Source organism: Rhizobium sp. NZLR1b (assembly GCF_019685155.1).
Classification (GTDB): domain Bacteria; phylum Pseudomonadota; class Alphaproteobacteria; order Rhizobiales; family Rhizobiaceae; genus Rhizobium.
The window spans coordinates 130,709-152,816 of record NZ_JABDWC010000004.1 but is presented as its reverse complement, the minus strand read 5'-3'; the positions used below and the strand labels follow the sequence as shown (position 1 = coordinate 152,816).

Annotated in this window: 18 protein-coding genes; 10 read left to right on the top strand and 8 right to left on the bottom strand. The window is 61.7% G+C overall.

From position 1 onward, the window contains the following. Positions 1 to 3: 3 nt before the first annotated feature. The 3 genes from HJB84_RS07400 to HJB84_RS07390 form a co-directional block, all read right to left on the bottom strand. Positions 4 to 294 carry a type II toxin-antitoxin system RelE/ParE family toxin gene (locus HJB84_RS07400; protein ID WP_221115613.1) on the bottom strand — a complete coding sequence of 97 codons (291 nt, stop codon included), beginning with the start codon at positions 292 to 294 and terminating at the stop codon, positions 4 to 6. Next, on the bottom strand, positions 291 to 752 hold the full coding sequence (locus HJB84_RS07395) for a hypothetical protein (RefSeq protein WP_207585451.1): 462 nt from the start codon (positions 750 to 752) through the stop codon (positions 291 to 293). Before HJB84_RS07395 ends, HJB84_RS07400 begins: the two co-directional genes overlap by 4 nt. A 298-nt stretch (positions 753 to 1,050) precedes the next feature. Continuing rightward, on the bottom strand, positions 1,051 to 2,382 hold the full coding sequence (locus tag HJB84_RS07390) for an MFS transporter (protein ID WP_221115612.1): 1,332 nt from the start codon (positions 2,380 to 2,382) through the stop codon (positions 1,051 to 1,053). A gap of 379 nt (positions 2,383 to 2,761) precedes the next feature. Between HJB84_RS07390 and cyoA the strand changes: the two genes are divergently transcribed. The 6 genes from cyoA to HJB84_RS07360 all read left to right on the top strand — a co-directional run bounded on the left by cyoA (position 2,762) and on the right by HJB84_RS07360 (position 9,096). Continuing rightward, on the top strand, positions 2,762 to 3,928 hold the full coding sequence (gene cyoA, locus HJB84_RS07385) for a ubiquinol oxidase subunit II (protein WP_221115611.1): 1,167 nt from the start codon (positions 2,762 to 2,764) through the stop codon (positions 3,926 to 3,928). A 42-nt stretch (positions 3,929 to 3,970) separates the two neighbouring features. After that, positions 3,971 to 5,974 (top strand): cytochrome o ubiquinol oxidase subunit I, encoded by a 2,004-nt coding sequence (gene cyoB / locus HJB84_RS07380; RefSeq protein WP_221115610.1) that lies wholly within the window; start codon positions 3,971 to 3,973, stop codon positions 5,972 to 5,974. A gap of 5 nt (positions 5,975 to 5,979) precedes the next feature. Beyond that, positions 5,980 to 6,600, top strand: a complete 621-nt coding sequence (cyoC, locus tag HJB84_RS07375) for a cytochrome o ubiquinol oxidase subunit III (protein WP_221115609.1) — start codon at positions 5,980 to 5,982, stop codon at positions 6,598 to 6,600. Further along, positions 6,597 to 6,998, top strand: coding sequence for a cytochrome o ubiquinol oxidase subunit IV (cyoD, locus tag HJB84_RS07370; RefSeq protein WP_207585446.1), 402 nt, complete (start codon positions 6,597 to 6,599; stop codon positions 6,996 to 6,998). Before cyoC ends, cyoD begins: the two co-directional genes overlap by 4 nt. A 46-nt stretch (positions 6,999 to 7,044) precedes the next feature. Next, on the top strand, positions 7,045 to 7,803 hold the full coding sequence (locus HJB84_RS07365; RefSeq protein ID WP_221115608.1) for an SURF1 family protein: 759 nt from the start codon (positions 7,045 to 7,047) through the stop codon (positions 7,801 to 7,803). Between the two features lie 132 nt (positions 7,804 to 7,935). Further along, on the top strand, positions 7,936 to 9,096 hold the full coding sequence (locus HJB84_RS07360; RefSeq protein ID WP_221115607.1) for an acyltransferase: 1,161 nt from the start codon (positions 7,936 to 7,938) through the stop codon (positions 9,094 to 9,096). A 73-nt stretch (positions 9,097 to 9,169) separates the two neighbouring features. Here HJB84_RS07360 and HJB84_RS07355 read toward each other — a convergent pair whose 3' ends face one another. The 3 genes from HJB84_RS07355 to HJB84_RS07345 all read right to left on the bottom strand — a co-directional run bounded on the left by HJB84_RS07355 (position 9,170) and on the right by HJB84_RS07345 (position 13,484). Further along, a complete protein-coding gene (locus HJB84_RS07355) occupies positions 9,170 to 11,098 on the bottom strand; it encodes a PAS domain-containing sensor histidine kinase (protein ID WP_221115606.1) in 1,929 nt (642 codons plus the stop codon). A gap of 69 nt (positions 11,099 to 11,167) precedes the next feature. Next, positions 11,168 to 12,574 carry an FAD/NAD(P)-binding protein gene (locus tag HJB84_RS07350; RefSeq protein ID WP_221115605.1) on the bottom strand — a complete coding sequence of 469 codons (1,407 nt, stop codon included), beginning with the start codon at positions 12,572 to 12,574 and terminating at the stop codon, positions 11,168 to 11,170. Between the two features lie 292 nt (positions 12,575 to 12,866). After that, positions 12,867 to 13,484, bottom strand: coding sequence for a flavodoxin family protein (locus tag HJB84_RS07345; protein ID WP_207585441.1), 618 nt, complete (start codon positions 13,482 to 13,484; stop codon positions 12,867 to 12,869). A gap of 123 nt (positions 13,485 to 13,607) precedes the next feature. Between HJB84_RS07345 and HJB84_RS07340 the strand changes: the two genes are divergently transcribed. The 4 genes from HJB84_RS07340 (at position 13,608) to HJB84_RS07325 (ending at position 19,467) form a co-directional block, all read left to right on the top strand. After that, positions 13,608 to 15,569, top strand: a complete 1,962-nt coding sequence (locus HJB84_RS07340) for an ABC transporter ATP-binding protein (RefSeq protein ID WP_221115604.1) — start codon at positions 13,608 to 13,610, stop codon at positions 15,567 to 15,569. 83 nt (positions 15,570 to 15,652) lie between these two features. Further along, positions 15,653 to 17,551: an ABC transporter ATP-binding protein gene (locus HJB84_RS07335; protein ID WP_207585439.1), complete on the top strand. Its 1,899-nt coding sequence runs from the start codon at positions 15,653 to 15,655 to the stop codon at positions 17,549 to 17,551. 130 nt (positions 17,552 to 17,681) lie between these two features. Continuing rightward, positions 17,682 to 18,002, top strand: coding sequence for a hypothetical protein (locus tag HJB84_RS07330; protein WP_207585438.1), 321 nt, complete (start codon positions 17,682 to 17,684; stop codon positions 18,000 to 18,002). Between the two features lie 427 nt (positions 18,003 to 18,429). Continuing rightward, the gene (locus tag HJB84_RS07325; protein WP_207585437.1) at positions 18,430 to 19,467 is read left to right on the top strand and encodes a LacI family DNA-binding transcriptional regulator; all 1,038 of its coding nucleotides are present in this window, start codon (positions 18,430 to 18,432) and stop codon (positions 19,465 to 19,467) included. Positions 19,468 to 19,474: 7 nt separating this feature from the next. On the opposite strand, the gene HJB84_RS07320 is transcribed toward HJB84_RS07325, so the two are convergent. Beyond that, entirely contained in the window at positions 19,475 to 20,767 is a 1,293-nt protein-coding gene (locus HJB84_RS07320) for an MFS transporter (RefSeq protein WP_207585436.1), read from the bottom strand. Positions 20,768 to 20,907: 140 nt separating this feature from the next. Further along, the gene (locus HJB84_RS07315) at positions 20,908 to 22,107 is read right to left on the bottom strand and encodes a multidrug effflux MFS transporter (RefSeq protein WP_221115603.1); all 1,200 of its coding nucleotides are present in this window, start codon (positions 22,105 to 22,107) and stop codon (positions 20,908 to 20,910) included. Position 22,108: the final 1 nt, after the last annotated feature.

Genomic DNA, 22,108 nt, shown 5'->3' with positions numbered 1-22,108 from the left:
CATTCAGCCTTTCGGCGGCCATTGCTGGGCGCCATGAAGAAGGCGCAGTATTTCCACCCTCTGGACTTTTCTGTCGATGCGATAGATCAGCAGAAATGCAGTGCGCGGGATGACCAATTCCCGCGTTCCATCGAGACGGCCGCCGCGTCCTGCTTCGGGGTGATCGGCGAGCATTTTGGCCTGATGTCGGATAACATCATCCAACGCAATTGCAGCCTGCGGATTTTGAGCGAAGATGTGCCGAATCTGGCCTTCCCGATCCAGGAGAGCCTGCTGCAGCCATTTGACGATCAAGCCTTATCTCCGGATTCCAGCTGCGCCAGCAGTTCGGCCCGAAGCTTGTCCATTCGCTCTTCGGCGTCCTGCGCACTAATCCAGACGGCGTTCGGATCATCGGCTTCCCGGATCGCTTCCTCGACCTGTTCGCGGAACCACTTGTCGTATTCGGCCGCCTCATGGGTCCGACGCAGAGCCGCGGCCCGATCCGGCCGCGACGCCGTCTGAGGGGCGTAATCGGCCGCATCGACATCGAACTGCGAGATGCCGACATCCTTGAGATAGGAGACCAAGGTGTCCATGCGCTTGAACACACGCACCTGCCGGCTGCGTTGAGCCGCGAGCGGGCGCTCTGCCTTGCCGTAGCGGATAACGACGGACCAACCGCCGGTTTTGCCGACCACATGCGCGCCATCGACCGCTCCTGCGTCGACAAGGCGGGAAAGGGTCGAATGATCGATGGTTTCCGCAGCCATGGCATATCCTCTTTCAGGCCGATAAGGATATGCATTTAATTATAGATTGCAATGCATTCAATAATTGAAATTGCGCAATTCGAAAACGCGGCCTGCATGATTCCCGTGGATGCTCGGACGACTGACAAAGCCGGCCACCTCTCTTTCTCGGGCTTGTCCCTAGCATCTGCAGCCGGTTCATATGTAGCACATCCTCGGCACAAGGCCGAGGATGACGACGAGTGAACAGCGAAGTTTGAAATTTATCAGCAAACCGAGCCTGCACGGTTTCCCATGCAGGCCGTGTCTTCAGGCCCGCCTATTCGCGCTGTTCCAGCGCCCTGCTGAAGGCAAGTGCGGCAAGCGTGCAGATGGCGCCGGACAGCAGATAGTAGCCGACGAAGGTCAAGCCGAAGCGGCTGGAGAGGCTGAGCGCCACCAGCGGCGCGAAACCGGCGCCGATCAGCCAGGCAAGGTCCGAGGTGAAGGCGGCGCCGGTGTAGCGATAGCCGCGGCCGAAGCGCGACGAGATCGAGCCGGTCGCCTGGCCGAAGGACAGGCCAAGCACGCCGAAGCCGATGATGACGAAGGCATCGTGGCCGCTGTTGCCGGAGGCGATCAGGATCGGCCCGACGAAGCTGAAGACGGCGATCAAGACAGCGCAGATGGCAAGCTGGGCGCGCCGGCCGATGCGATCGGCAATCAGGCCCGAGGCGATGATCGTGACGATGCCGACCATGGCGCCGACCACCTGCACCACCATGAAGGCGCCGATCGGCTGGTTGCCGTAAAGGCTCATCCAGCCGAGCGGGAAGATGGTGACGAGGTGGAACATGGCGAAACTGGCGAGCGGCACGAAGGCGCCGATCAAGATATCGCGGCCGTGAACGCGCAGCACGTCGAAGATTGGTGCTGCCTCCAGCTCGTGCTGCTCCAGCAGCGTGCCGAATTCCTTGGTCATCACCAGCCGCAGACGCGCAAAGAGCGCCACGACATTGATCGCGAAGGCGACGAAGAACGGATAACGCCAGCCCCAGGAGAGGAAATCCTCACTGGAAAGATTGGCGACGAAATAACCGAACAGCGTGCTTGCCAGCGCAAAGCCGATCGGCGCGCCGAGCTGCGGGATCATCGCATACCAGCCGCGGTGATTGGCCGGCGCATTGAGCGCGAGCAGCGAGGCAAGCCCGTCCCAGGCGCCGCCAAGCGCAAAACCCTGGCCGAGACGGAAAAGCGCCAGCAGCGCGATCGACCAGACGCCGATCTCGTCGTACCCCGGCAGGAAGGCGATCGAAGCCGTAGAGCCGCCGAGCAGGAAGAGCGCGACCGTCAGCTTGGTGCCGCGCCCGTACATCCGGTCGATGGTCATGAAGACGACGGATCCGACGGGGCGGGCGAGGAAGGCGAGCGAAAAAATGGCGAAGGAATAGAGGGTGCCCGTCAGCCTGTCCGGCGCGAAGGGGAAGACGAGCTGTGGAAACACCAGCACGGAGGCGAGACCGTAGACGAAGAAATCGAAGAATTCCGACATGCGGCCAATGACCACGCCGACGGCGATGCTGCCTGGCGAAACCGGTTTGTCGTCGTGAATGCGCCGCGCGTCGCGTTCCAGCGACGACGATGACGGTCCGTAATGCGATGTTGTTGCCATAAACGCCTCCTCGTTAAGGCGCTTCCGGCAGGCGCCCCACGCGTGATCTTGATCAAACCCGCAGGCTTATCAAGTCCGTAAGACTGAAATAGTTCATCATCACGGCTCAAATGAAGCCTGGATGAAAAAAACTGCGTGATCGGGACGGTGATATTTCTCCTGCAAACGCTGGCCCGGCCGGTTCTTGCGGATATATTGGAGCTGAAACATGGGCTGGCGAAAAAATCCTTCTGGATTTCATCAGGATTTCGAAGCTATAGAGCAGCATGATTTACGCCGCAGCGCGGCATGCTTGCTGCACTGCGACCAAACACCTCATGTCGCGATCGGGTTCAGTGCTTTAGTCGCGGAACAAACGAAACAACAAGAGCTTAGAGACGTGCAAAAACTCACGAAGTTTTCCCGCCTTCTATCCGTCTTGCCGCTGTTTTTTCTGGCAGGATGCAACATGGTAGTCATGGCGCCCTCCGGCGACATCGCCGTGCAACAGCGCGATCTCATCATCATCTCGACGGTGCTGATGCTTTTGATCATCATACCGGTGATCTTCCTGACGCTGCTCTTCGCCTGGCGCTACCGCCACTCCAATACGGCTGCGACTTATGCGCCGGAATGGCACCATTCGACCCGCCTCGAAATCATCATCTGGGCAGCGCCGCTGGCGATCATCATTGCGCTCGGCGCCGTCACCTGGATTTCCACCCATAAGCTCGACCCCTACCGGCCACTCGACCGCCTCGATGCGGAGCGCGCCATTCCGGCCGATACCAAACCGCTAACCGTCGAGGTCGTGGCGCTCGACTGGAAGTGGCTGTTCTTCTATCCCGAGCTCGGCATTGCGACGGTCAACGAGCTCGCTGCCCCGGTGGATATGCCGATCAGTTTCAAAATCACCGCCTCCTCGGTTATGAACTCCTTCTACATTCCCGCCCTTGCCGGCCAGATCTACGCCATGCCGGGCATGGAGACGAAGCTGCACGCCGTTATCAACAAGGAAGGCGAGTATGAGGGCTTCTCTGCCAATTACAGCGGCTCAGGCTTCTCGCATATGCGCTTCAAGTTCCACGGTCTCAACCGCGAAGGCTTCGATGCCTGGGTGGCTAACGTCAAGCAGCAGGGCACGATGCTTAACCGCGACGCCTATCTGAAGCTCGAGAAGCCGAGCGAGAAGGAACCGGTGCGTTATTATGCCGGCGCCGATGCCGATCTCTACAACGCCATCCTCAACATGTGCGCCAAGCCGGGCAAGATGTGCATGAACGAGATGATGCACATCGACATGAAGGGCGGCGGCGGCAAGGAAAGTGCGGAAAACCGCGACAAGCTGCAATACGACAATCGCCATGCCGACGAAGGCATCGTCGCGCCTGCGGCCACCGTGCCGGCAACGGGCGCTCCGGCGCGCAGCGAACCGGTCAACACCAGCGACGGCAACAGCATGCAGCACGACATGCCCGGCATGGACATGCAGCATGACGGCCATTCCATGCCGGGCATGAGCAATGGCGCCGATCCTGCGCCGGCGCAGCTCAACAACAACAATTAACCTGGCGCTTTGCGTCGCAAGACATAATGAACGGGTTGTTCCATGTTTTCCAATCCTGACCTCCTGAAGTTCGTCTTCGGCCGGTTGACCCTCGATGCCATCCCCTATCACGAGCCGATCCTGGTCGTGACCTTCATCGGCGTCGTCATCGGCGCCATCGCGGTGCTTGGCCTCATCACCTATTTCAAGTTCTGGGGTCCGCTCTGGAACGACTGGATCTGCAGTGTCGATCACAAGAAGATCGGCATCATGTATGTGATCCTGGCGGTCATCATGCTGCTGCGCGGTTTTTCCGACGCGATCCTGATGCGCGTGCAGCAGGCGATCGCCTTCAATGGTTCGGAGGGTTATCTGCCGCCGCACCATTACGACCAGGTGTTCACCGCCCACGGCGTCATCATGATCTTCTTCGTGGCGATGCCCTTCGTCACCGGCCTGATGAACTTCGTGGTGCCGTTGCAGATCGGCGCGCGCGACGTCTCCTTCCCCTTCTTGAACAATTTCTCCTTCTGGATGACCACCGCCGGCGCGATCATCATCATGCTGTCGCTGTTCATCGGCGAATTCGCCCAGACCGGCTGGCTCGCCTACCCGCCGCTCTCGGGCGCCGCCTACAGTCCGGGGGTCGGCGTCGACTATTATATCTGGGGCCTGCAGGTGGCCGGCGTCGGGACGACGCTGTCGGGCATCAACCTGATCGCCACCATCGTCAAGATGCGCGCGCCGGGCATGACCTTCATGAAGATGCCGGTCTTCACCTGGACGGCGCTCTGCACCAACGTGCTGATCGTCGCCTCCTTCCCGATCCTGACGGCAACGCTCGCTTTGCTGTCGCTCGACCGCTATGCGGGGACGAACTTCTTCACCAACGACCTCGGCGGCAATCCGATGATGTATATCAACCTCATCTGGATCTGGGGCCATCCGGAGGTCTACATTCTGGTGCTGCCGGCCTTCGGCATCTTCTCGGAGGTCGTCGCCACCTTCTCCGGCAAGCGCCTCTTCGGTTACGCCTCGATGGTCTACGCGACTTGCGTGATCATGATCCTGTCCTACATCGTCTGGCTGCACCACTTCTTCACGATGGGCTCGGGCGCCAGCGTCAATTCCTTCTTCGGCATCACCACGATGATCATCTCGATCCCGACCGGGGCGAAGATCTTCAACTGGCTGTTCACCATGTACCGCGGCCGCATCCGCTTTGAGGTGCCTATGCTGTGGACGGTCGGCTTCATGGTGACCTTCGTCATCGGCGGCATGACCGGCGTCATGCTCGCCGTGCCGCCGGCCGACTTCGTGCTGCACAATTCGCTGTTCCTCATCGCCCACTTCCACAACGTCATCATCGGCGGCGTTCTCTTCGGCATGTTCGCTGGCGTGAACTACTGGTTCCCGAAAGCCTTCGGCTTCAAGCTCGATCCCTTCTGGGGCAAGATGAGCTTCTGGTTCTGGCAGATCGGCTTCTGGTTCGCCTTCATGCCGCTCTACGTGCTCGGCCTGATGGGCGTTACCCGCCGCATGAACCAGTTCGACGACCCGTCGCTGCAGATCTGGTTCATCATCGCGGCCTTCGGCGTCGGCCTGATCGCGCTTGGGATTGCCGCCTTCCTGATCCAGATCGTCGTCAGCTTCATGAAACGCGAGGAATTGCGCGACGACAGCGGCGATCCGTGGGATGGCCGTACATTGGAATGGTCGACCTCTTCGCCGCCGCCGGATTACAACTTCGCCTTCACGCCCGTCGTCCACGACCATGACAGCTGGTACGACATGAAGAACCGTGGTTATGGGCGTCCGCTGGAAGGCTTCCGGCCGATCCACATGCCGAAGAACACCGGCATCGGCGCCATCCTCTCAGGCATCAGCGTCGCCCTCGCCTTCGGCCTGATCTGGTACATGTGGTGGCTGGTCGTCGTCTCCTTCGTCGGTCTGCTGGTCGTGGCGATCGGTCATACCTTCAACTACCGGCGCGACTTCCACATCTCCGCCGACGAGGTGACCGAAACAGAAGGCAAGCGCACCGCGCTGCTTGCCGAGCAGGTGTAATGACCATGAGCGATCAGATCATCGACACGGCCGAAAAGCCTGAATTCTACCTGACGGAAGACCATCATCCGGAAAACAGCACCAATCTCGGCTTCTGGCTCTACCTGATGAGCGACTGCCTGATCTTCGCGGTGCTGTTTGCCACGCACGGCGTGCTCGGCCGCAACTATGCCGCCGGTCCGTCGCCGGCCGATCTCTTCGATCTGCCGATCGTTGCCCTCAACACCTCGATGCTGCTGCTCTCGTCGATCACCTACGGCTTCGCCATGCTGCAGATGGAGCGCAACGCCAAGGCGGAAACGCTTTTCTGGCTCGCCGTCACCGGCCTGTTCGGCGCCGCCTTCATCGGGCTCGAGCTCTATGAATTCATCCACCTGATCCATGAAGGCGCCGGGCCGACGCGCAGCGCCTTCCTCTCCTCCTTCTTCACCCTGGTCGGCACGCACGGCCTGCACGTCACCTTCGGCATCATCTGGCTGATCACGCTGATGGTGCAAGTGTCGATGCACGGGCTGGTCGAGGCCAACCGCCGCCGCCTGATGTGCCTTTCGATGTTCTGGCACTTCCTCGACGTCGTCTGGATCGGCGTCTTTTCCTTCGTCTATCTGCTGGGAGTCCTCGGATGAGTTCGCAAGTACCCGCACACGAGGACGCGCACGAGGCGCATCACGGCCACAGCCACGGCCATCAGGCCGGCCACGGCACCTTCCGGAGCTACATGACGGGCTTCGTGCTGTCCGTCATCCTCACCGCCATTCCCTTCTGGCTGGTCATGTCAGGCGTGTTCGATAGCCCGGCGGTGACGGCGGTGCTGGTGATGGGCCTCGCCGCCATCCAGATCGTCGTGCATATGGTCTTCTTCCTGCACATGAACCCTCGTAGCGAGGGCGGCTGGACGATGATGGCGCTGATCTTCACCATCATCATCGTCGCCATCGCGCTCTCCGGTTCGCTCTGGGTCATGCATCATCTCAACGCCAACATGATGCCGATGAGCCCCGAGATGATGAAGAACATGCCGTGATCGGCAGGAAAGGCCGGCGGCAGCGCCGCCGGCATCGACCCGGCCGATGAACAAGGCTCCCTCGGAAAAATCGGAACGACCGCCTTCGCCGGCAAAACGCGCGATCTTCGCCGTCTGCCTGGTGCTGCTTGCCGCAGGTCTCGCAGCCCTCGGCACCTGGCAGGTGCAGCGGCTCGCCTGGAAGCGTGATCTCATCGCCCAGGTCGATCAGCGTGTGCATGCCGCCCCCCTGCCCGCCCCGACCCAAGCCGACTGGGCCAAGGTCAATGCCGCCGATGACGAATATCGGCGGGTGAGCGCAGCTGGGACGCTGGCGAACGACAAGGAGACGCTGGTCTATGCGTCGACGGCGCTCGGCCCCGGCTATTGGGTGATGACGCCGCTAACGCTTGCCGACGGCACCGCCGTTCTCGTCAATCGCGGCTTCGTTCCGACAGACCGGCGCGATCCGGCCACGCGCCGCGACGGCGAATTGTCGGGCATCGTTGAGATCACCGGGCTGATGCGGATGAGCGAGCCGAAGGGATCGCTGCTGCAATCCAATGACCTCGCCGCCGACCGATGGTATTCCCGCGATGTCGCGGCGATCGCGCAAAAGCGCGGTCTCAGTGCGGTCGCGCCCTATTTCATCGATGCGGATGCCGCCGCCAATCCGGGCGGCCTGCCTGTCGGCGGCCTGACGATCATCCATTTCCCCAATAACCATCTCGTCTATGCGATCACCTGGTACGGGCTGGCGGCGATGGTGCTGGCCTTGCTGGTGTTCATCCTTCGCGGCGAGACCGGCAGAGGCCGCCGGGAGTAGCCCGGGCTCACTGTCGCTTGCGGTACGAGCTCCGGCAGCGGTTGCGCCCGGTGGCCTGAGCGCAACCGGATTAATACCGTGTAAAGTGATGTCCGATAGTTCTTACGAGAACAGAACATATAAAAGCTGCCCATGAACCGGCCGGATTACATTCCCAGTCTCGATGGCCTGCGCGGTGTCGCCGCGCTGCTGGTCGTTCAAGCCCATGTCGGACTTATCTTTCCGGGTGCATCCGTGCATGTAACGACCATGGGCAGCGAAGCCGTCGGCTTGTTCTTTGCCCTCAGCGGCTTTCTGATGGCCCATCTCTACGGTTCCCGGCCGGTGACCAAAGAAAACGTCCTGGATTTTCTGGTGAGCCGCTTTGCCCGCATCTATCCGGTTTATCTGGCTGCCGTTCTGCTCGTGGCGATGTTATCTGGCATACCAAATCTGGACTTCGTTCAGCCGATCATGGGCGGGATGGACTTTGTGCGCCATGTGTTTCTGCTGGGCTCGAGTGGCGTTTTCTGGTCGATTCCACCCGAAATTCAATTCTATCTGCTCTTCCCAATCCTATGGCTTTGCTTAGCCCGGCCGCACCGCTATAGCGGCGTGATCGTCGGCTTCGCAGTGGTCATCGTCGTGGATGGCCTGCTTGAATTGCCAGGGCCTGGAATCATGCTCGTTTCCAAGCTCCCGTACTTTCTTTTCGGCGCACTTGCCGGGGCGATGCATTCTTACTGGGATCGATGGACGCCTTCCGCCCTCACGGGAATTTTCACGCTGTTCCTTCTGGCGGTGTTCTTCGCTTACAGGCATCTCGCGCCTGGTTTTTCGCCCGAATTCTGGAGCCTGCAAAGTGCGGTCGCCGCGGCCGTCATCGTGGCACTCGTCGCACGACAACCTCCCATCGCATCAAATGTCCTGGCAGCTGCACCGATAAGGTTTCTGGGGACGATCAGCTTCTCCCTCTATCTTTTCCACGTCCCCATAATGTTCCTGGTGCATCGGACTTTTGAGACTGTGATGCCGGAACCGGCGCTCATCGCGGTAGCGCTGTTCGTTGCGGTGGGGGGAGCGTGGTTCTTTCATGAGACGATCGAAGTCCCGAGCCGACGCCTGCTCGTCGGCTTGTGGCAGCAGCACCGGTGGCGCGTAACCGCACGCGATTCTTCGGCTGAGCGGATCGAACGCGCGATCCTTGACCTGCAAGAGACCGAAAAGCGCCTCCTCAGCGGCGCAACTTCAGCCACGGTCGGGGCCGACCGCGCCGTCATCCAAGATAATGGCGACGAGACGCGTAGCGCGTAGCGCCGCCGATCACGCTTTTTGTTTTTGCGCAATTCCGGGCGGAAAACCGCTTCACACTTTTCCTGGAATTGCTCTAAGAAGCAACCCGGCTGATCGCATCGGCGAGCTGGGTCTGCGAGAAGGGCTTGCCCAGGCGGGGCAGATTGGCGATGCCGGTTCCTTCGGGGAGTTCGGCGTAACCGGTTGCGAGAATGATCGGCATCTCAGGCCATTCCTCGCGGATCGCCTCGGCGAGTTCAGCCCCCGTCATGCGCGGCATGGCATGGTCGCAAATCACCAGATCGACCGGCTGCCTGCGCAGGATCTCAAGCGCATCGGGGCCGGCCATGGCCTCGAACACGGTGTGACCGAGATCCTCCAGCATCAGCGTCGTATTCATCAGCACCAGACCATCGTCATCGACGGCGACGATGCGCAGCCGGCGCGACGCATTTTCAGCGCGTTGCGGCAGGCCTAAAGCGACCTCGGCTGTCCGCTCGACAGTGACGACCGGGAACCACAATTCAGCCGTGGTGCCTTCGCCAAGACTGCTCTTCAGCATGAGGCGGCCGCCGGACTGGGACGCAAGGCCCTGCACCATGGAAAGCCCGAGACCGGTACCCTTGCCGACGCCCTTGGTGGTGAAGAACGGCGTCGTTGCCTGCTCCACCGTCTTTGCATCCATGCCCTCGCCTTCATCGATCACCGCTATTCTTATATAGCGGCCAGGCGGCAGCGGAGCCTTGCCTGATGGCGCGGATTCCTCGGACGCGCGAAGCACGATCCGGCCGCCGGACGGCATGGCGTCGCGGGCGTTGACGACGAGGTTGAGGATCGCCATCTCCAGCTGGTTCGGATCGGTCAGGATCGTCGGCAGCCTGACGGGGAAAGAGGTCTCGATCCTGGTAAGCGGGCCGAGCGAACGGCTCAGCATGTCCATCATGCCGCGCATCAGGCCGGAGACGTCGATCGGCTCCATGTGCAGTTCCTGCCGGCGGGAAAAAGCAAGCATGCGCTGCGTCAATGCCGCGCCGCGCTGGGCACCCTGCATCGCATTATCAACAAGCGATGTCAGCGACAGATCCTGCGGCATGCGCTTCTTCAGGATTTCGAGACTGCCGAGCACAGCCATCAGCAGATTGTTGAAATCATGGGCAATACCGCCGGTCAATTGGCCGATCGCCTCCATCTTCTGCGACTGGAAAAGCTCTTCGCGGGCCTGCTCCAGCGCGCGCTGGGTTTCCATCTTTTCGGTGATATCGCGGGTGATCTTGGCAAAACCGATCACACCGCCTTCATCATCCCGGATGGCGTCGACGACAACGCTGGCCCAGAAACGGGTGCCGTCCTTGCGGACGCGCCAGCCTTCCCTCTCGAACCGACCTTCGGCGCGCGCGATGCCGAGCGCCATCTCCGGCATGCCGGCGGCGCGGTCCTCGGGGGTATAGAAGGTCGAGAAATGCCGGCCGATGATTTCTTTCGGGCGATAACCCTTGATCCGCTCGGCGCCGAAATTCCAACTGCTGACATTACCGTCGGGATCGAGCATGTAGATCGCATAGTCCGAGACGCCCTGGACGAGCCGGCGGAACTGTTCCTCGCTCTGGCGGATCGCGTTTTCGGCGGCTCTGCGTTCGGTCAGGTCCCGGGTGATCTTGGCATAGCCGATGAGTTCGTCGGAGGGACGGCGGATCGGGTCGATGATCACATGCGCCCAGAAGCGGCTTCCATCCTTGCGCTGGCGCCAGCCTTCCCCCTCGAACCGGCCGTGTTCCTTGGCGGTTGCGAGCGCCCGCTCCGGAACTCCCGCGGCGCGGTCCTCTTCCAGATAGAAACGGGAAAAATGCTCGCCGAGGATTTCGGACGGCTTGTAACCTTTGAAGCGCTGAGCGCCGGTATTCCAGCTGGTGACGATGCCTTCGGGGCTGAGCATATAGATGGCGTAGTCGGTGATGGCATCGACCAGAAGACGAAAGCGCCCCTCGTCGTCAAGAGACGTATCATGTCGATTCAGCACTTCCATCGGCCCCTCTGAGTCACCAGCGCTTTATAACGCAAACGCAGACGGATGGTTCCGAAGCAGCCTCAATTTTCAGACGGCCTTAACCTGTGGGTAGAACCGCTCGCCGACCCGTTCGGCAGCGGCATAAGCCTGCGAGACGATCTCCGGCACCAGATCGATGTCGGGCAGGCTGCCGAGGCCGAGCGGGCCGACGGCAAAGAGCCCGGCGACGGTCGAACCGTCCTCCAGGAATGGCTCGCCGCGCGCATTGACCGCCAGCCCGAGCGAAAGTTCGTCGGGCATGGCGAGGCCGGCGGAAAACAGGCTCTCAATCAGCGGCGCCGAAAGATCCGGCGCCTGACAGCGGCAATCGATGATGCGCTCGGCATGGATGACCTCTTCGGCAGAGGAACCGGCCGGCGTGAAGAACAGGCCGCTCAGGCCCCGGCGACCGGCCCGCCCGCGGCGCAGCACCGTGCGGCCTTCGGCCAGCTCGCGTTTCAGGCGCAGGTGCATGGCTTCCGGCAGGCGGTTGCGGTGGCTGTCGTAGATTGCCCGGAGGTGCCGGTTGAACTGATGTTTGTCGCGTGCCGGCAGCGAGCGCCAGAGCGAGCGGGCATGTTTCCTGAGGCCGTTCATCACCGATTGCCAGCTTCGGCCCTCTTCTTCAGCCTCGCGACAGGCCTGGCGGATGAAGCGCACGATCTCCGGCAGGCTCTCTGGCAGCGCTTCGGCCGGGAACAGCGGATCGGCGGAATTCGGCGTATGGCTCTGGGGCAGGAAACCGCGGCGGGAAATGATCGTCACCTGGCCGGCATAACCGGCATCGCGCAGCTGCAGCAGCTGGTCGACGACGCGAATGCCGCTGCCGAACAACACCGCATGTGGCCGTGCCACGAGGCGCTGGGCCCTGACCGGCGAAACCTCCTCACCGCCGGTATCCTGATCGTTCAGGCCGTAGCCGGTGGCCAGCATCACGGTATCGAACAGCGGATTGGCGGGATTGGCGCTTTCGAGCAGGAAACGGTTGCCGTGGCTCCTGCGGATCGCCACCACCGGATCGTTGCAGACCTGGACGGTAATGTCTCGGCGCGCGGCGAGCGCTTCCGAAAACCGCTGGTAGACATAATCGCTGAAGATTTCCTTCGGCACGAAGATCTGCCGGAAACCGGGAATGGCGGCCGGCACGGCGGCGCGAAAGGCGGCATTGCTGCAGAGCCAATCGTTGAAATCGTCACTGTCGCCGACAGACACCGAGAGATCGCGCACGCGGGTGTTGAGGATCGTCGAGGCGCGCACTGACGCCAGCGCCTGCCCGCCGCTGACCGACGAATTCGGATCGAACAGTTGCAGGTGGAAGGGCGCGCGCAGCGTCTTCATCAGCGCGATCGCCGTCATCATCCCGGAAAAGCCGCGCCCCACGATGGCAATACGCGGCACCGCCGATATCAGCGCCGCCGCATTGGCGCGCGCCGAAAAAAGTCCCTGAACCGTCATCGCAACTCCTTTGCGGTTTCATCCGCACCGTGGGTCGATCGAGGTTTCAACGCATAAAACAGCGGATCATGCGTTAATGAGGTTCATGCGGCCATTCACGACAGCTGCCGCAGGATCGAGGTCCGAGCCGGAAGCCCCGGAAATGCACAAGCGGACCAATCACGCTCGCCTATAGTCTATTAAACTAGTAGTGTATGAAAGCGCGAAATGGCGCATATGGCAAGAGGTTTATTGCCACGGCAATTCAAGCCATTGAAAGATAACTTGGTTTAGAACGTCGATGCGGCGCGCTTCAGTCACCCTCGCCCGGATATTGCTTCGCCTTCAGCAGGCCGGCCAGATGCGCGGTATTGCGCGCCAGCGTGTCGACGGCTGTCGTCACCACCTTCGGAACCTTGTCGAGGTCGACGAAATTGGTGGAACCCAACGCCTCGCCGACCCAATAGGCGACGGCGCTGGCCGGAATGGTGAAGCCGACATCGTTCAGCGCCTGGAAAAGCTCGGCCGACACATGATGGGCGCCGTCCTCATTGCCGACGACGGCGACGGCCGCGACCCTGCCATAGGAAACCATGCGGCCCTGATCGTCGGTCTCATCGAGGAAGGCGTCCATACGCTCCAGCGCCCGCTTGCAGACGCTGGAGGGCTGACCGAGCCAGATCGGCGTCGCCATCAGCAGGATATCGGCGGCGAGCACCTTGGTGCGAATATCAGGCCAGTCATCGCCTGCGCCTTCATCCGATGTGACGCCCGGCTTGACGTTGAAATCGGCAAGCCGGAGCACTTCGGTCTTGACGTCATAGGTCGACAACGCCTTGTCGATGAGAGCGATCATCCGGTCGGTCGAGGACGCCTCCTTGGCATCGCTGGTCTTCAGTGTGGCGTTAAGAGCGAGGGCTTTCAGCGGCATGGTCTCTCTCCGGTAATGATTGCCTGACAGGGTTTGCCTGCTGCAACCAACCCACAATGCGATTGTTCCCGCCAGCTCGCGAGGAGACCTCACGTAAAAATAACCAGTTGGTGAATTCTTTACTTGAACCCCCAAATGGAATCGGCAAAAGTGAAGGCGCAATCAATCCCTTCATGGATTTGCCGTCTTTTCGGGCCAGCGTCCGACCACACATCTATTGGAAAAAATACAGTGAGCAGCGATGCGTTAACACGCGCGACGAAGCCTTCGGCTTCGATGGCGCTTGCAACTGCGGCAGGCTGGGGCCGAGGCCTCTTCACATTGGTGCGTATCACCATGATGGCCTTCCGCCACCCCTGGCAATCGGGCTTTGCGATCGGCGCCACGCTGGTCGCTTCCACCTTCCAGCTGATGATCCCCCGCCTTCTCGGCCAGGCGGTCGACCACACACAGATGGCGATGAGCGGCGGCGCGGCGGGCCAGGCGGCGCAGGACGCGCTTTTGACCACGGCGCTGCTCCTGCTCGGCGCCAGCGTGTTGCGCGGCCTCTTCACCATGGTCCAGAACTATTACAGCGAAGCCGTCGGCCATCACATCGGCTACGAGTTGCGGCTGGCCTGCTATGAGAAGATCCAGCGGCTGTCTTTCAGCTTTCACGACACGGTGCATTCCGGCGATCTGATCACCATCGGCCTGCTCGATCTCGAAGGCGTGCGGATGTATTTTTCCACGGCGCTCGTCCGAATGATCCTGCTGTCGATCCTGATCGGCATCGGCGCCTATATGCTGCTGTCGACCGATATCGTGCTCGGCCTCCTGGCGCTCTCTTTCGTGCCCTTCGTCGGCTGGCGCTCTTCGGCGACGCAGCTCAGGCTGCGGGCCACCTGGCTCGATCTGCAGGAGCGGCTTTCGGTGCTGACCCGCATCATGGAGGAGAATCTCGGCGGCATCCGCGTCGTGCGCGCCTTTGCCGCACAGGATCATGAGCTGTCGAAATTCGAGGCGGCCTCGAAGAATGCTCTGGCGCTCGCGCATCAGCGCGTCGGCATCCGCGTCCTCAATACCAGCGCCATGACCTTCTCCTTCTTCCTGGCGATGGGCCTGGTGCTCTTCGTCGGCGGCGGCAAGGTGACGTCGGGCGAGATCACCGTCGGCACGCTCGCCTCCTTCCTGACCTTCATGACCATTTTGCAGATGCCGGTGCGCCAGCTCGGCCTGATGGTCAATGCCTTTGCCCGCGCCTCCACCTGCGGCTCGCGCCTCTTCAGCCTGCTCGACCTCGACATCGCGATCAAGGACGCGCCGGATGCCAAGGAATTGGCGGTGACCGACGGCGTGCTGCGCTTCGAGAATGTCAGCTTCGCCTATCCCGGTTCGGAAAAGCGCACCGTGCTCCACGATGTCTCCTTCGAAGCCAGACGCGGCCAGACGATCGGCATCGTCGGCCCTCCCGGCAGCGGCAAGTCGACGATCGCCCATCTCATTCCCCGCTTCTACGACGTTAGCGGCGGCAAGATCACCATTGATGGCCAGGACATCCGCAAGGCAACGCTGCAATCGCTGCGCCGGGCGGTTGCCGTCGTGCAGCAGGATTCCTTCCTGTTCACGACGACGATCGAAAACAACATCGCCTATGGCGACCCCTGGGCAAAGGAAGGTCGCATCGAACGCGCCAGTGAAAGCGCCCAGCTGCATAATTACGTGCTCGGCCTGCCCACCGGTTACGACACCGTCGTCGGCGAGCGCGGCGTTTCACTGTCCGGCGGCCAGCGGCAGCGTCTTTCGATCGCCCGGGCGCTGATGCTGAAGCCGGCGGTGATGGTGTTCGACGATTCGACGGCGGCAATCGACGCGGCCACCGAGCAGCGCATCCGCAGCGCCATGCGCCGCTATGCCGCCGACCGGGTGACGATCATCGTCGCCCATCGCCTCAGCTCGCTGATGCATGCCGACCAGATACTGTTCGTCGAAGACGGCCAGATCGTCGAGCGCGGAACACATCAGGCGCTGCTGTCGCTCGGCGGCCGCTACAAGGCGCTCTACGACCTGCAGGTTCGGCCAGGCGACGAGGTGCTGAGCGCCTAACTCGCCTCTCCCCCGCTGGGGGAAGAGCAAACAAGCAGTGAATATTGCGGGCCATCCCATGTAATGGCCGCAGGAGGAACGAGATGGCCGAGGAACTGGAAACCGAGCGTCCCGACGTTCGCGAGGATGGGCGCCGCCCGCCGCGGGCGGTGGTCGGTTCGCATCGCGTCGAGGAGGAGATGTTCGGCAAGGCCTTCGACGGCAATATCGTCAAGCGCATCTGGGTTTTCGTTCGTCCCTATCGCCGCCAGGTCCTCTGGTCGGTCGTTGCCGTCCTGACCTTCACGATGATGCAGCTGCTGATCCCGCTGATCATCCGTTATGCCATCGACCACGGCATGTCGCCGGGCGGCAACTCTTCGGCACTGGTCTGGTCGATCGCCGCTTTCGCCATCGCCATATCAATCAACTATGCGGCAAGCTACGCGCAGGAGACTCTGGTCGGTGGCGTGGCGGAAGACGTGCTCTTCGATATCCGCCGGGCGATGTTTTCGCATCTCCAGCGCGTCTCGCTCTCCTTCATGGACAAGACCGAGGTGGGCCGGCTGATGTCGCGCCTGCAGGGCGACGTCAACTCGATGCAGGAATTCCTCGAAACCTCGGTTCTCTCGGTCGGCGACATCGTGCTGCTCTTCGGCATCGTCGTCGTCATGCTTTATCTCGATTTCAAGCTGGGGCTGCTGACGCTCTCGGTGCTGCCGGTGCTGTTCATCGTCCGCTTGTTCTGGCTGCCGCTCGCCCGCAAATCCTTCATGGCCGCGCACGAGACCAATTCGGTTGCCAACGGTGCCCTTGCCGAAGCCATCCACGGCGTGCGCGCCGTCCAGAGCATGGACCGGCAGGGCGTCAACTTCACGCTTTATGACGACAAGGCGCATGCGAACTTGCGGACGCATCTGACGGCGGCACGTTATGCGCAGGTGATGGTGCCGATCGTCGATAGCCTGACCGGCGTGGCGATGGCGCTGGTCATCGTCGTCGGCGGCGCCCGCGTTCTCAACCAGGCGCTCGATGTCGGCGTTCTCGTCGCCTTCCTGTTTTACATCCAGCGCTTCTTCGACCCGATCCGTTCGCTGACGCTGCAATATTCGGTGATGCAGCGCGCCATGGCCTCCGGCCAGCGGCTGACCGAAGTGCTCGATGTGCCGGTCGACATCAAGGACGCGCCGAATGCCAAAGCGCTATCGCGCGACATGGACGGCTCGGTCGAATTCAACGACGTCGTCTTCGGCTACAATCCGAAACATCCAGTGCTGAAACATGTAAGTTTCAAGGTCAATCCCGGCGAGACGGTGGCGCTGGTCGGGCCGACCGGGTCCGGCAAATCCAGCTGCATGTCGCTGATCCACCGCTTTTACGATGTGCAGCAAGGCCAGGTGCTAGTCGGCGGCCACGATGTGCGTGACCTGACGCAGGATTCGCTCGGGGCACAGATCGCCATGGTGCTGCAGGAGCCTTTTCTCTTCACCGGTACCGTCTTCGAAAACATCCGCTACCACAAGGCGGAAGCGACACGCGAACAGGTGATCGAGGCGGCAAAGGCCGTCGGCGCGCATGAATTCGTCATGCGCCTGGCCGATGGCTACGACAGCATTCTCGGCGAGCGCGGCGGCAATCTTTCGCTCGGCCAGCGCCAGCTTTTGAGCTTTGCCCGCGCATTGGTGGCAGATGCGAAGATCCTCGTGCTCGACGAGGCAACCGCCAACATCGACAGCTATACCGAGATGCTGATTCAGAAGGCGCTGGTGAAGCTGCTCGAAAATCGCACCGGCCTCGTCATCGCCCATCGCTTGGCGACGATCCGCGAGGCCGACCGCATCATCGTGCTGCAGAACGGCGAAATTATCGAGAGCGGCAACCACCGCCAGCTGATGAAAAACGGCAAGCTCTATTCCAAGCTCTATAACCTCAACTACTCGTCTTTCGACGATATTCCCGAAGACGTGCTGGAGGAGACGACGGCGACGCAGTCGGCGACCTGACCGCGACCCCCATGGCGACCCCGCTGAGAAAATGACATGAATTAACGCCTGTCGCAAAGTTTGATCGAACAAACGATTTGCTGCCGCATTTCTCTTTTATCGGGGGACGAGTGCCACTGAGGAGAATGACATGAAGAGAATCATTAGCAGCCTGTTGATCGCGACGGCCCTTGTTGGATCGGCTATTCAGCCTGCTGCCGCGCGTGACCACCATCATCACGACAATACCGGCCGCATCATCGCCGGCGGCGTTGCCGCAGGTGTCGTCGGCGGCCTTATCGGCGGCGCACTCGTCAATGGCGGTGGCCCTCGCTACGTTGATGAAGGCCCTCGTTATGTCGAGAGCCCCCGTTATGTCGAACCCCAGCCGAGATGCTGGTATGAGGACCGGGACGTGCGCAACCGCTATGACGGCGGCTACCACGCCGAAACCGTCCGGGTCTGCGAATAGGCCTGAGCATTTGCAGCGGCTTTGACCTCGTCATCGCCGCTCGACCCCTCAGCCGAGGTTGTGTTTCGCAGCCTCGGTTTTGGTTTATATCAGCGACATCCCAAGAATCGGCCCCTCATCCGGCTGCCGCCACCTTCTCCCCGTCAACGGGGCGAAGGGTATGTGCAGCGACCTCTCCGTCCCCACTAACCTCTCGCGGGGCACGTCCCCTCTGCCTGTTTTTTACGGGGAGAGGGTTAGGAGGGGCAGCCTTCACCGAAGGGCGGTACCAACGCACAGTCTGAACTTCGCTCAAGCGAGTCATCCCGAACTGGTCATGCGCCGGAGCTTCCAGCCGTAACCTCTACCCACGGCTTTTCGCAGGCGCTGTCCTGTGGCAAGAAGGGCCACTGACGCGTGGCGCTTTCAGAGAGGAAGATCGACAAAGATGAAGGGAATTCGCCAGCTCGCCGAGCATCTCGACATTTCGATCGGGACGGTGTCCCGTGCGCTGAACGGCAAGCCCGACGTCAACGAAGAAACGCGCCGGCGCGTGCTCGCCGCCGCCGAGGAGCTTGGTTACGTCGCCAACCAATCGGGCCGCAGCCTCCGCCAGGGCATGACCAACGTCATCGGGCTGATGCTCGAGGTCAGCCGCGAGACAGTCGAAAACAGCGACGACTTCTTCCTGGGCGTCACCGACGGGCTGCAGAGCGTCTTTTCCCGTCACAAGCTCGATCTGGTCATGCTGCCCTGCCCCGATGACGAGGATCCGCACGAATATCTGAAGCGAATGGTGGCGCGCCGCCTGGTCGATGCGATGATCATCTCGGCGACCCGACGCACCGACCGACGCATTGAGCTGTTGGAAAAGGTCCGAATCCCGTTTGTGGCGCTCGGCCGCAGCGCGTCCGGCGGCAGCTATACCTGGATGGATCTCGATTTCGAAGGCGTGGCGGCGCGCGGCGTCGACCGGCTGGTCGCAAAAGGCCACCGGCGGATCGCGGTGGCGGCCCCCTCCTCCGACATCAATCTCGGCTATATCTTCCTCGAGAGTTACCGCCAGGCGCTGAAACGCCACGGTATTGCCTTCGACCCGGCCCTCGTTATCCGTGTCAAGTCGAGCGAACAGGGCGGTTATCAGGCCGGCCACGAACTGCTGATGATCGAAGAACGGCCGACGGCGATCATCCTGATCCACGAACTGATGGCGATCGGGCTTTACCGGCGGCTTGCCGAGGCCGGCATCGTTCCCGGCCGAGACCTCGCCGTCGTCGGTTTCCGCGAGGAGCCGCGCACGCATTTCCTGCAGCCGTCACTGACCTCCTTCCGCATGTCGCTGCGCGATCTCGGCGCCCAGCTCGGCGAAACCCTGCTTGCCACCATGCCGGCCTATGCCGATCATTATCCGCAGGGAGCCCGCAGCCGGATCTGGCCGCTGGAACTCGTTCCTGGCGAAAGCGACGCGTTCACGCTGACGGGCTGAGTTCCCCTCACACCCGGCTCGGCGCCGCCGGAGGCTCCCGGCTCGACAGTTGCCGCGTGACGAAGAAGACCAGCAGAGCGCCGACAGCAAGGCAGGCGGCGAGGAAGAACATCGGCGCAGTCGTGCTGCCGCTCGCCTCCTTGATCCAGGGCACGACGTTCTGGGCGACGAAACCGCCGAGATTTCCGACCGAATTGATGGCGGCAAGCCCCGCAGCGGCACCCGCCCCTTTGAGGAAACGCGAGGGCAGGCTCCAGAACACCGGCTGCGGCGCGAAGATGCCGGCGGCGGCGACGCAGAGGAAGGCGAATTGCAAGGCGTGGTTCGGGATCAGCGCCGACAGCAGCAGGCAGGCGGCGCCGATCAAGGCCGGAACGACGATATAGGGCGTCTTCGATTGGGCCTTGTCGGCCATCGTGGGAACGGCATAGAGCGCGACCGCAACCAGCAGCCAGGGAATGATGTTGAGGAAACCGTTCACCGTGTTGCTGACGCCGAAGGCCTGGACGATGGTCGGCAGCCAATAGCTCAGGCCATAGGCCGAGAGCGGAAAGGCGATATAGCAAAGCGCCATCAGCAGGACGCGCGGGTCGATCAGCGCCTTGAAGCCGTTTCCGGCATTTTCGCCCATGCCGGCATTTTCCGATGCGAGCCTCCGTTCAAGCCAGTCCTTCTCCTCGCCAGTCAGGAAACTTGCGTTTTCAGGCCGGCCGGGAAGATAGAAGAAGGTGACGATGCCGGCGATGACGGCTGGAATACCGGTCGCCAGGAAGACCCACTCCCAGCCGGCAAGGCCGTAAAGACCATCGAGATCGAGCAGCACGCCGCCGAGCGGTGCGCCGACGGCATTGGCGATGGCGCTGAAGATCATGAACAGCCCGACCATCCGGCCGCGATAGGCAGAGGGGAACCATAGCGTCAGCAGATAGAGCACGCCTGGAAAGAAGCCGGCTTCGCAGACGCCGAGCAGGAAGCGCAGGATATAGAACATCGTCGCGTTCTGCGTGAAGGCGAGCGCGACGGTGACGAGGCCCCAGGACACCAGGATGCGGGCGAACCAGACACGGGCGCCGAGCCTTTCGAGGAAGAGGTTGCTCGGCACCTCGAAGAGAAAATAGCCGATGAAGAACAGCGAAGCGCCGAGGCCGTAGGCATATTCGCTCATCCCCAAGGCATCGACCATCTGCAGTTTGGCAAAGCTGACATTCTGCCGGTCGATATAGGCGATGAGATAAAGGATGCCGAGAAACGGCATCAGCTTCCAGGTGATTTTCGAGATCAGCCGCTTCTCATCGACCATGCGTATCCTCCGGAATGATCATGTTGCGTCATGGCGTAAATAGTGCTGGCCGCCAATATTCAATCGCGCGAGGTATTTTCTGCGGTATCGCAACCCTGATTGGTGGCCGCACCCGGGGGATGGGTGCGGCCTGTGCTTGACTATTCGGCAGCGGCGACGGCGGCGCGGCGGCCGATCGTTGCCTGGGTCAGCGCGAAGGCTAAGAAGGCGCAGAGCGCAATGCCGGCAGCCATCGGAACGGCCGTGCCGTCGAAGAAAAGGCTCGATATCACCATGGCGACGGCGGCAATGACGAAATGCAGCGTGCCCATCAGCGACGAGGCGGTGCCGGCAATCGCGCCGTGATCCTCGAGAGCAAGAACGGCGCTGGTCGGGATGACGAGGCCGAGGAAGCCGTAGCCGATGAACAGGAAGGTCGCCATGACGGGCAGCTGGTTGAAGCCTGAAGCCATCACCACCGCCATGACAACCATGGCTAGCGCAAAGGCGCTGACCGCAATCCGCATGACGCGCACCAGGCCGAAACGCTCGCCGAGCCAGCCGGTCGCCTGCGACACCGCGAAGAAGGACACGGCGTTGATCGAGAAGGCGAAGCTGTATTCGGTCGGCGTTAGCCCGTAGTGCTGGATCAGCACGAAGGGCGAGTTGGCGAGATAGACGAGAAAGCTCGAAATGCCGAGACCGCCGATGAAGGTCAGCGTCAGGAAATTGCGGTCGGCCAGCAGCAGCCGGTAGGCCGCCATGGCGCTCTTGAGGCCGCTGCCGCTGCGCTCCTTGGCAGGGCGGGTTTCGTCAAGCTGGGTGGCAAGCAGGACGAGGCCGATGAAGGCGGCGATCATCACCGCCCAGAACACCCCGCGCCAGCCGTAGAATTCGATGACGGCGCTGCCCGTCAGCGGCGCCAGGATCGGCGAGATCGAGAAGACCAGCATCAGCAGCGACATCAGGCGTGCGGCCTGCACGCCGGTATGCATGTCGCGGACGATGGCGCGCGGAATGACCATGCCGGCAGCACCGCCGATGCCCTGGACGAAACGGAAGGCGATCAGCGTTTCGATATCGGTCGCCAGTGCGCAGCCGATCGAGGCGACCGCGAAAACGCCGATGCCGAGATAAAGCGGCAGCTTGCGGCCCCACATATCCGACAGCGGACCGTAGACGAGCTGGGCAAGCGCAAAGGAGATGAAGAAGGCGAGAAGCGTCAGCTGGGTGACGTTGTTATCCGCATGCAAGTCCTGGCCGATGGACGGCAGCGCAGGCAGATACATGTCAATGGCGAAGGGGCCGATGGCCGAGAGAAGGCCAAGAATGAGAGCAATGCGAAAGAAGGAAGCCGTCATA

Excerpts from the sequence above, each read along its gene's own strand:
- HJB84_RS07395 (WP_207585451.1), bottom strand. The coding sequence starts at position 752 with ATGGCTGCGGAAACCATCGATCATTCGACCCTTTCCCGCCTTGTCGAC.
- HJB84_RS07390 (WP_221115612.1), bottom strand. The coding sequence starts at position 2,382 with ATGGCAACAACATCGCATTACGGACCGTCATCGTCGTCGCTGGAACGC.
- cyoB (WP_221115610.1), top strand. The coding sequence starts at position 3,971 with ATGTTTTCCAATCCTGACCTCCTGAAGTTCGTCTTCGGCCGGTTGACC.
- cyoC (WP_221115609.1), top strand. The coding sequence starts at position 5,980 with ATGAGCGATCAGATCATCGACACGGCCGAAAAGCCTGAATTCTACCTG.
- cyoD (WP_207585446.1), top strand. The coding sequence starts at position 6,597 with ATGAGTTCGCAAGTACCCGCACACGAGGACGCGCACGAGGCGCATCAC.
- HJB84_RS07365 (WP_221115608.1), top strand. The coding sequence starts at position 7,045 with ATGAACAAGGCTCCCTCGGAAAAATCGGAACGACCGCCTTCGCCGGCA.
- HJB84_RS07360 (WP_221115607.1), top strand. The coding sequence starts at position 7,936 with ATGAACCGGCCGGATTACATTCCCAGTCTCGATGGCCTGCGCGGTGTC.
- HJB84_RS07355 (WP_221115606.1), bottom strand. The coding sequence starts at position 11,098 with ATGGAAGTGCTGAATCGACATGATACGTCTCTTGACGACGAGGGGCGC.
- HJB84_RS07350 (WP_221115605.1), bottom strand. The coding sequence starts at position 12,574 with ATGACGGTTCAGGGACTTTTTTCGGCGCGCGCCAATGCGGCGGCGCTG.
- HJB84_RS07345 (WP_207585441.1), bottom strand. The coding sequence starts at position 13,484 with ATGCCGCTGAAAGCCCTCGCTCTTAACGCCACACTGAAGACCAGCGAT.
- HJB84_RS07335 (WP_207585439.1), top strand. The coding sequence starts at position 15,653 with ATGGCCGAGGAACTGGAAACCGAGCGTCCCGACGTTCGCGAGGATGGG.
- HJB84_RS07330 (WP_207585438.1), top strand. The coding sequence starts at position 17,682 with ATGAAGAGAATCATTAGCAGCCTGTTGATCGCGACGGCCCTTGTTGGA.
- HJB84_RS07325 (WP_207585437.1), top strand. The coding sequence starts at position 18,430 with ATGAAGGGAATTCGCCAGCTCGCCGAGCATCTCGACATTTCGATCGGG.
- HJB84_RS07320 (WP_207585436.1), bottom strand. The coding sequence starts at position 20,767 with ATGGTCGATGAGAAGCGGCTGATCTCGAAAATCACCTGGAAGCTGATG.
- HJB84_RS07315 (WP_221115603.1), bottom strand. The coding sequence starts at position 22,107 with ATGACGGCTTCCTTCTTTCGCATTGCTCTCATTCTTGGCCTTCTCTCG.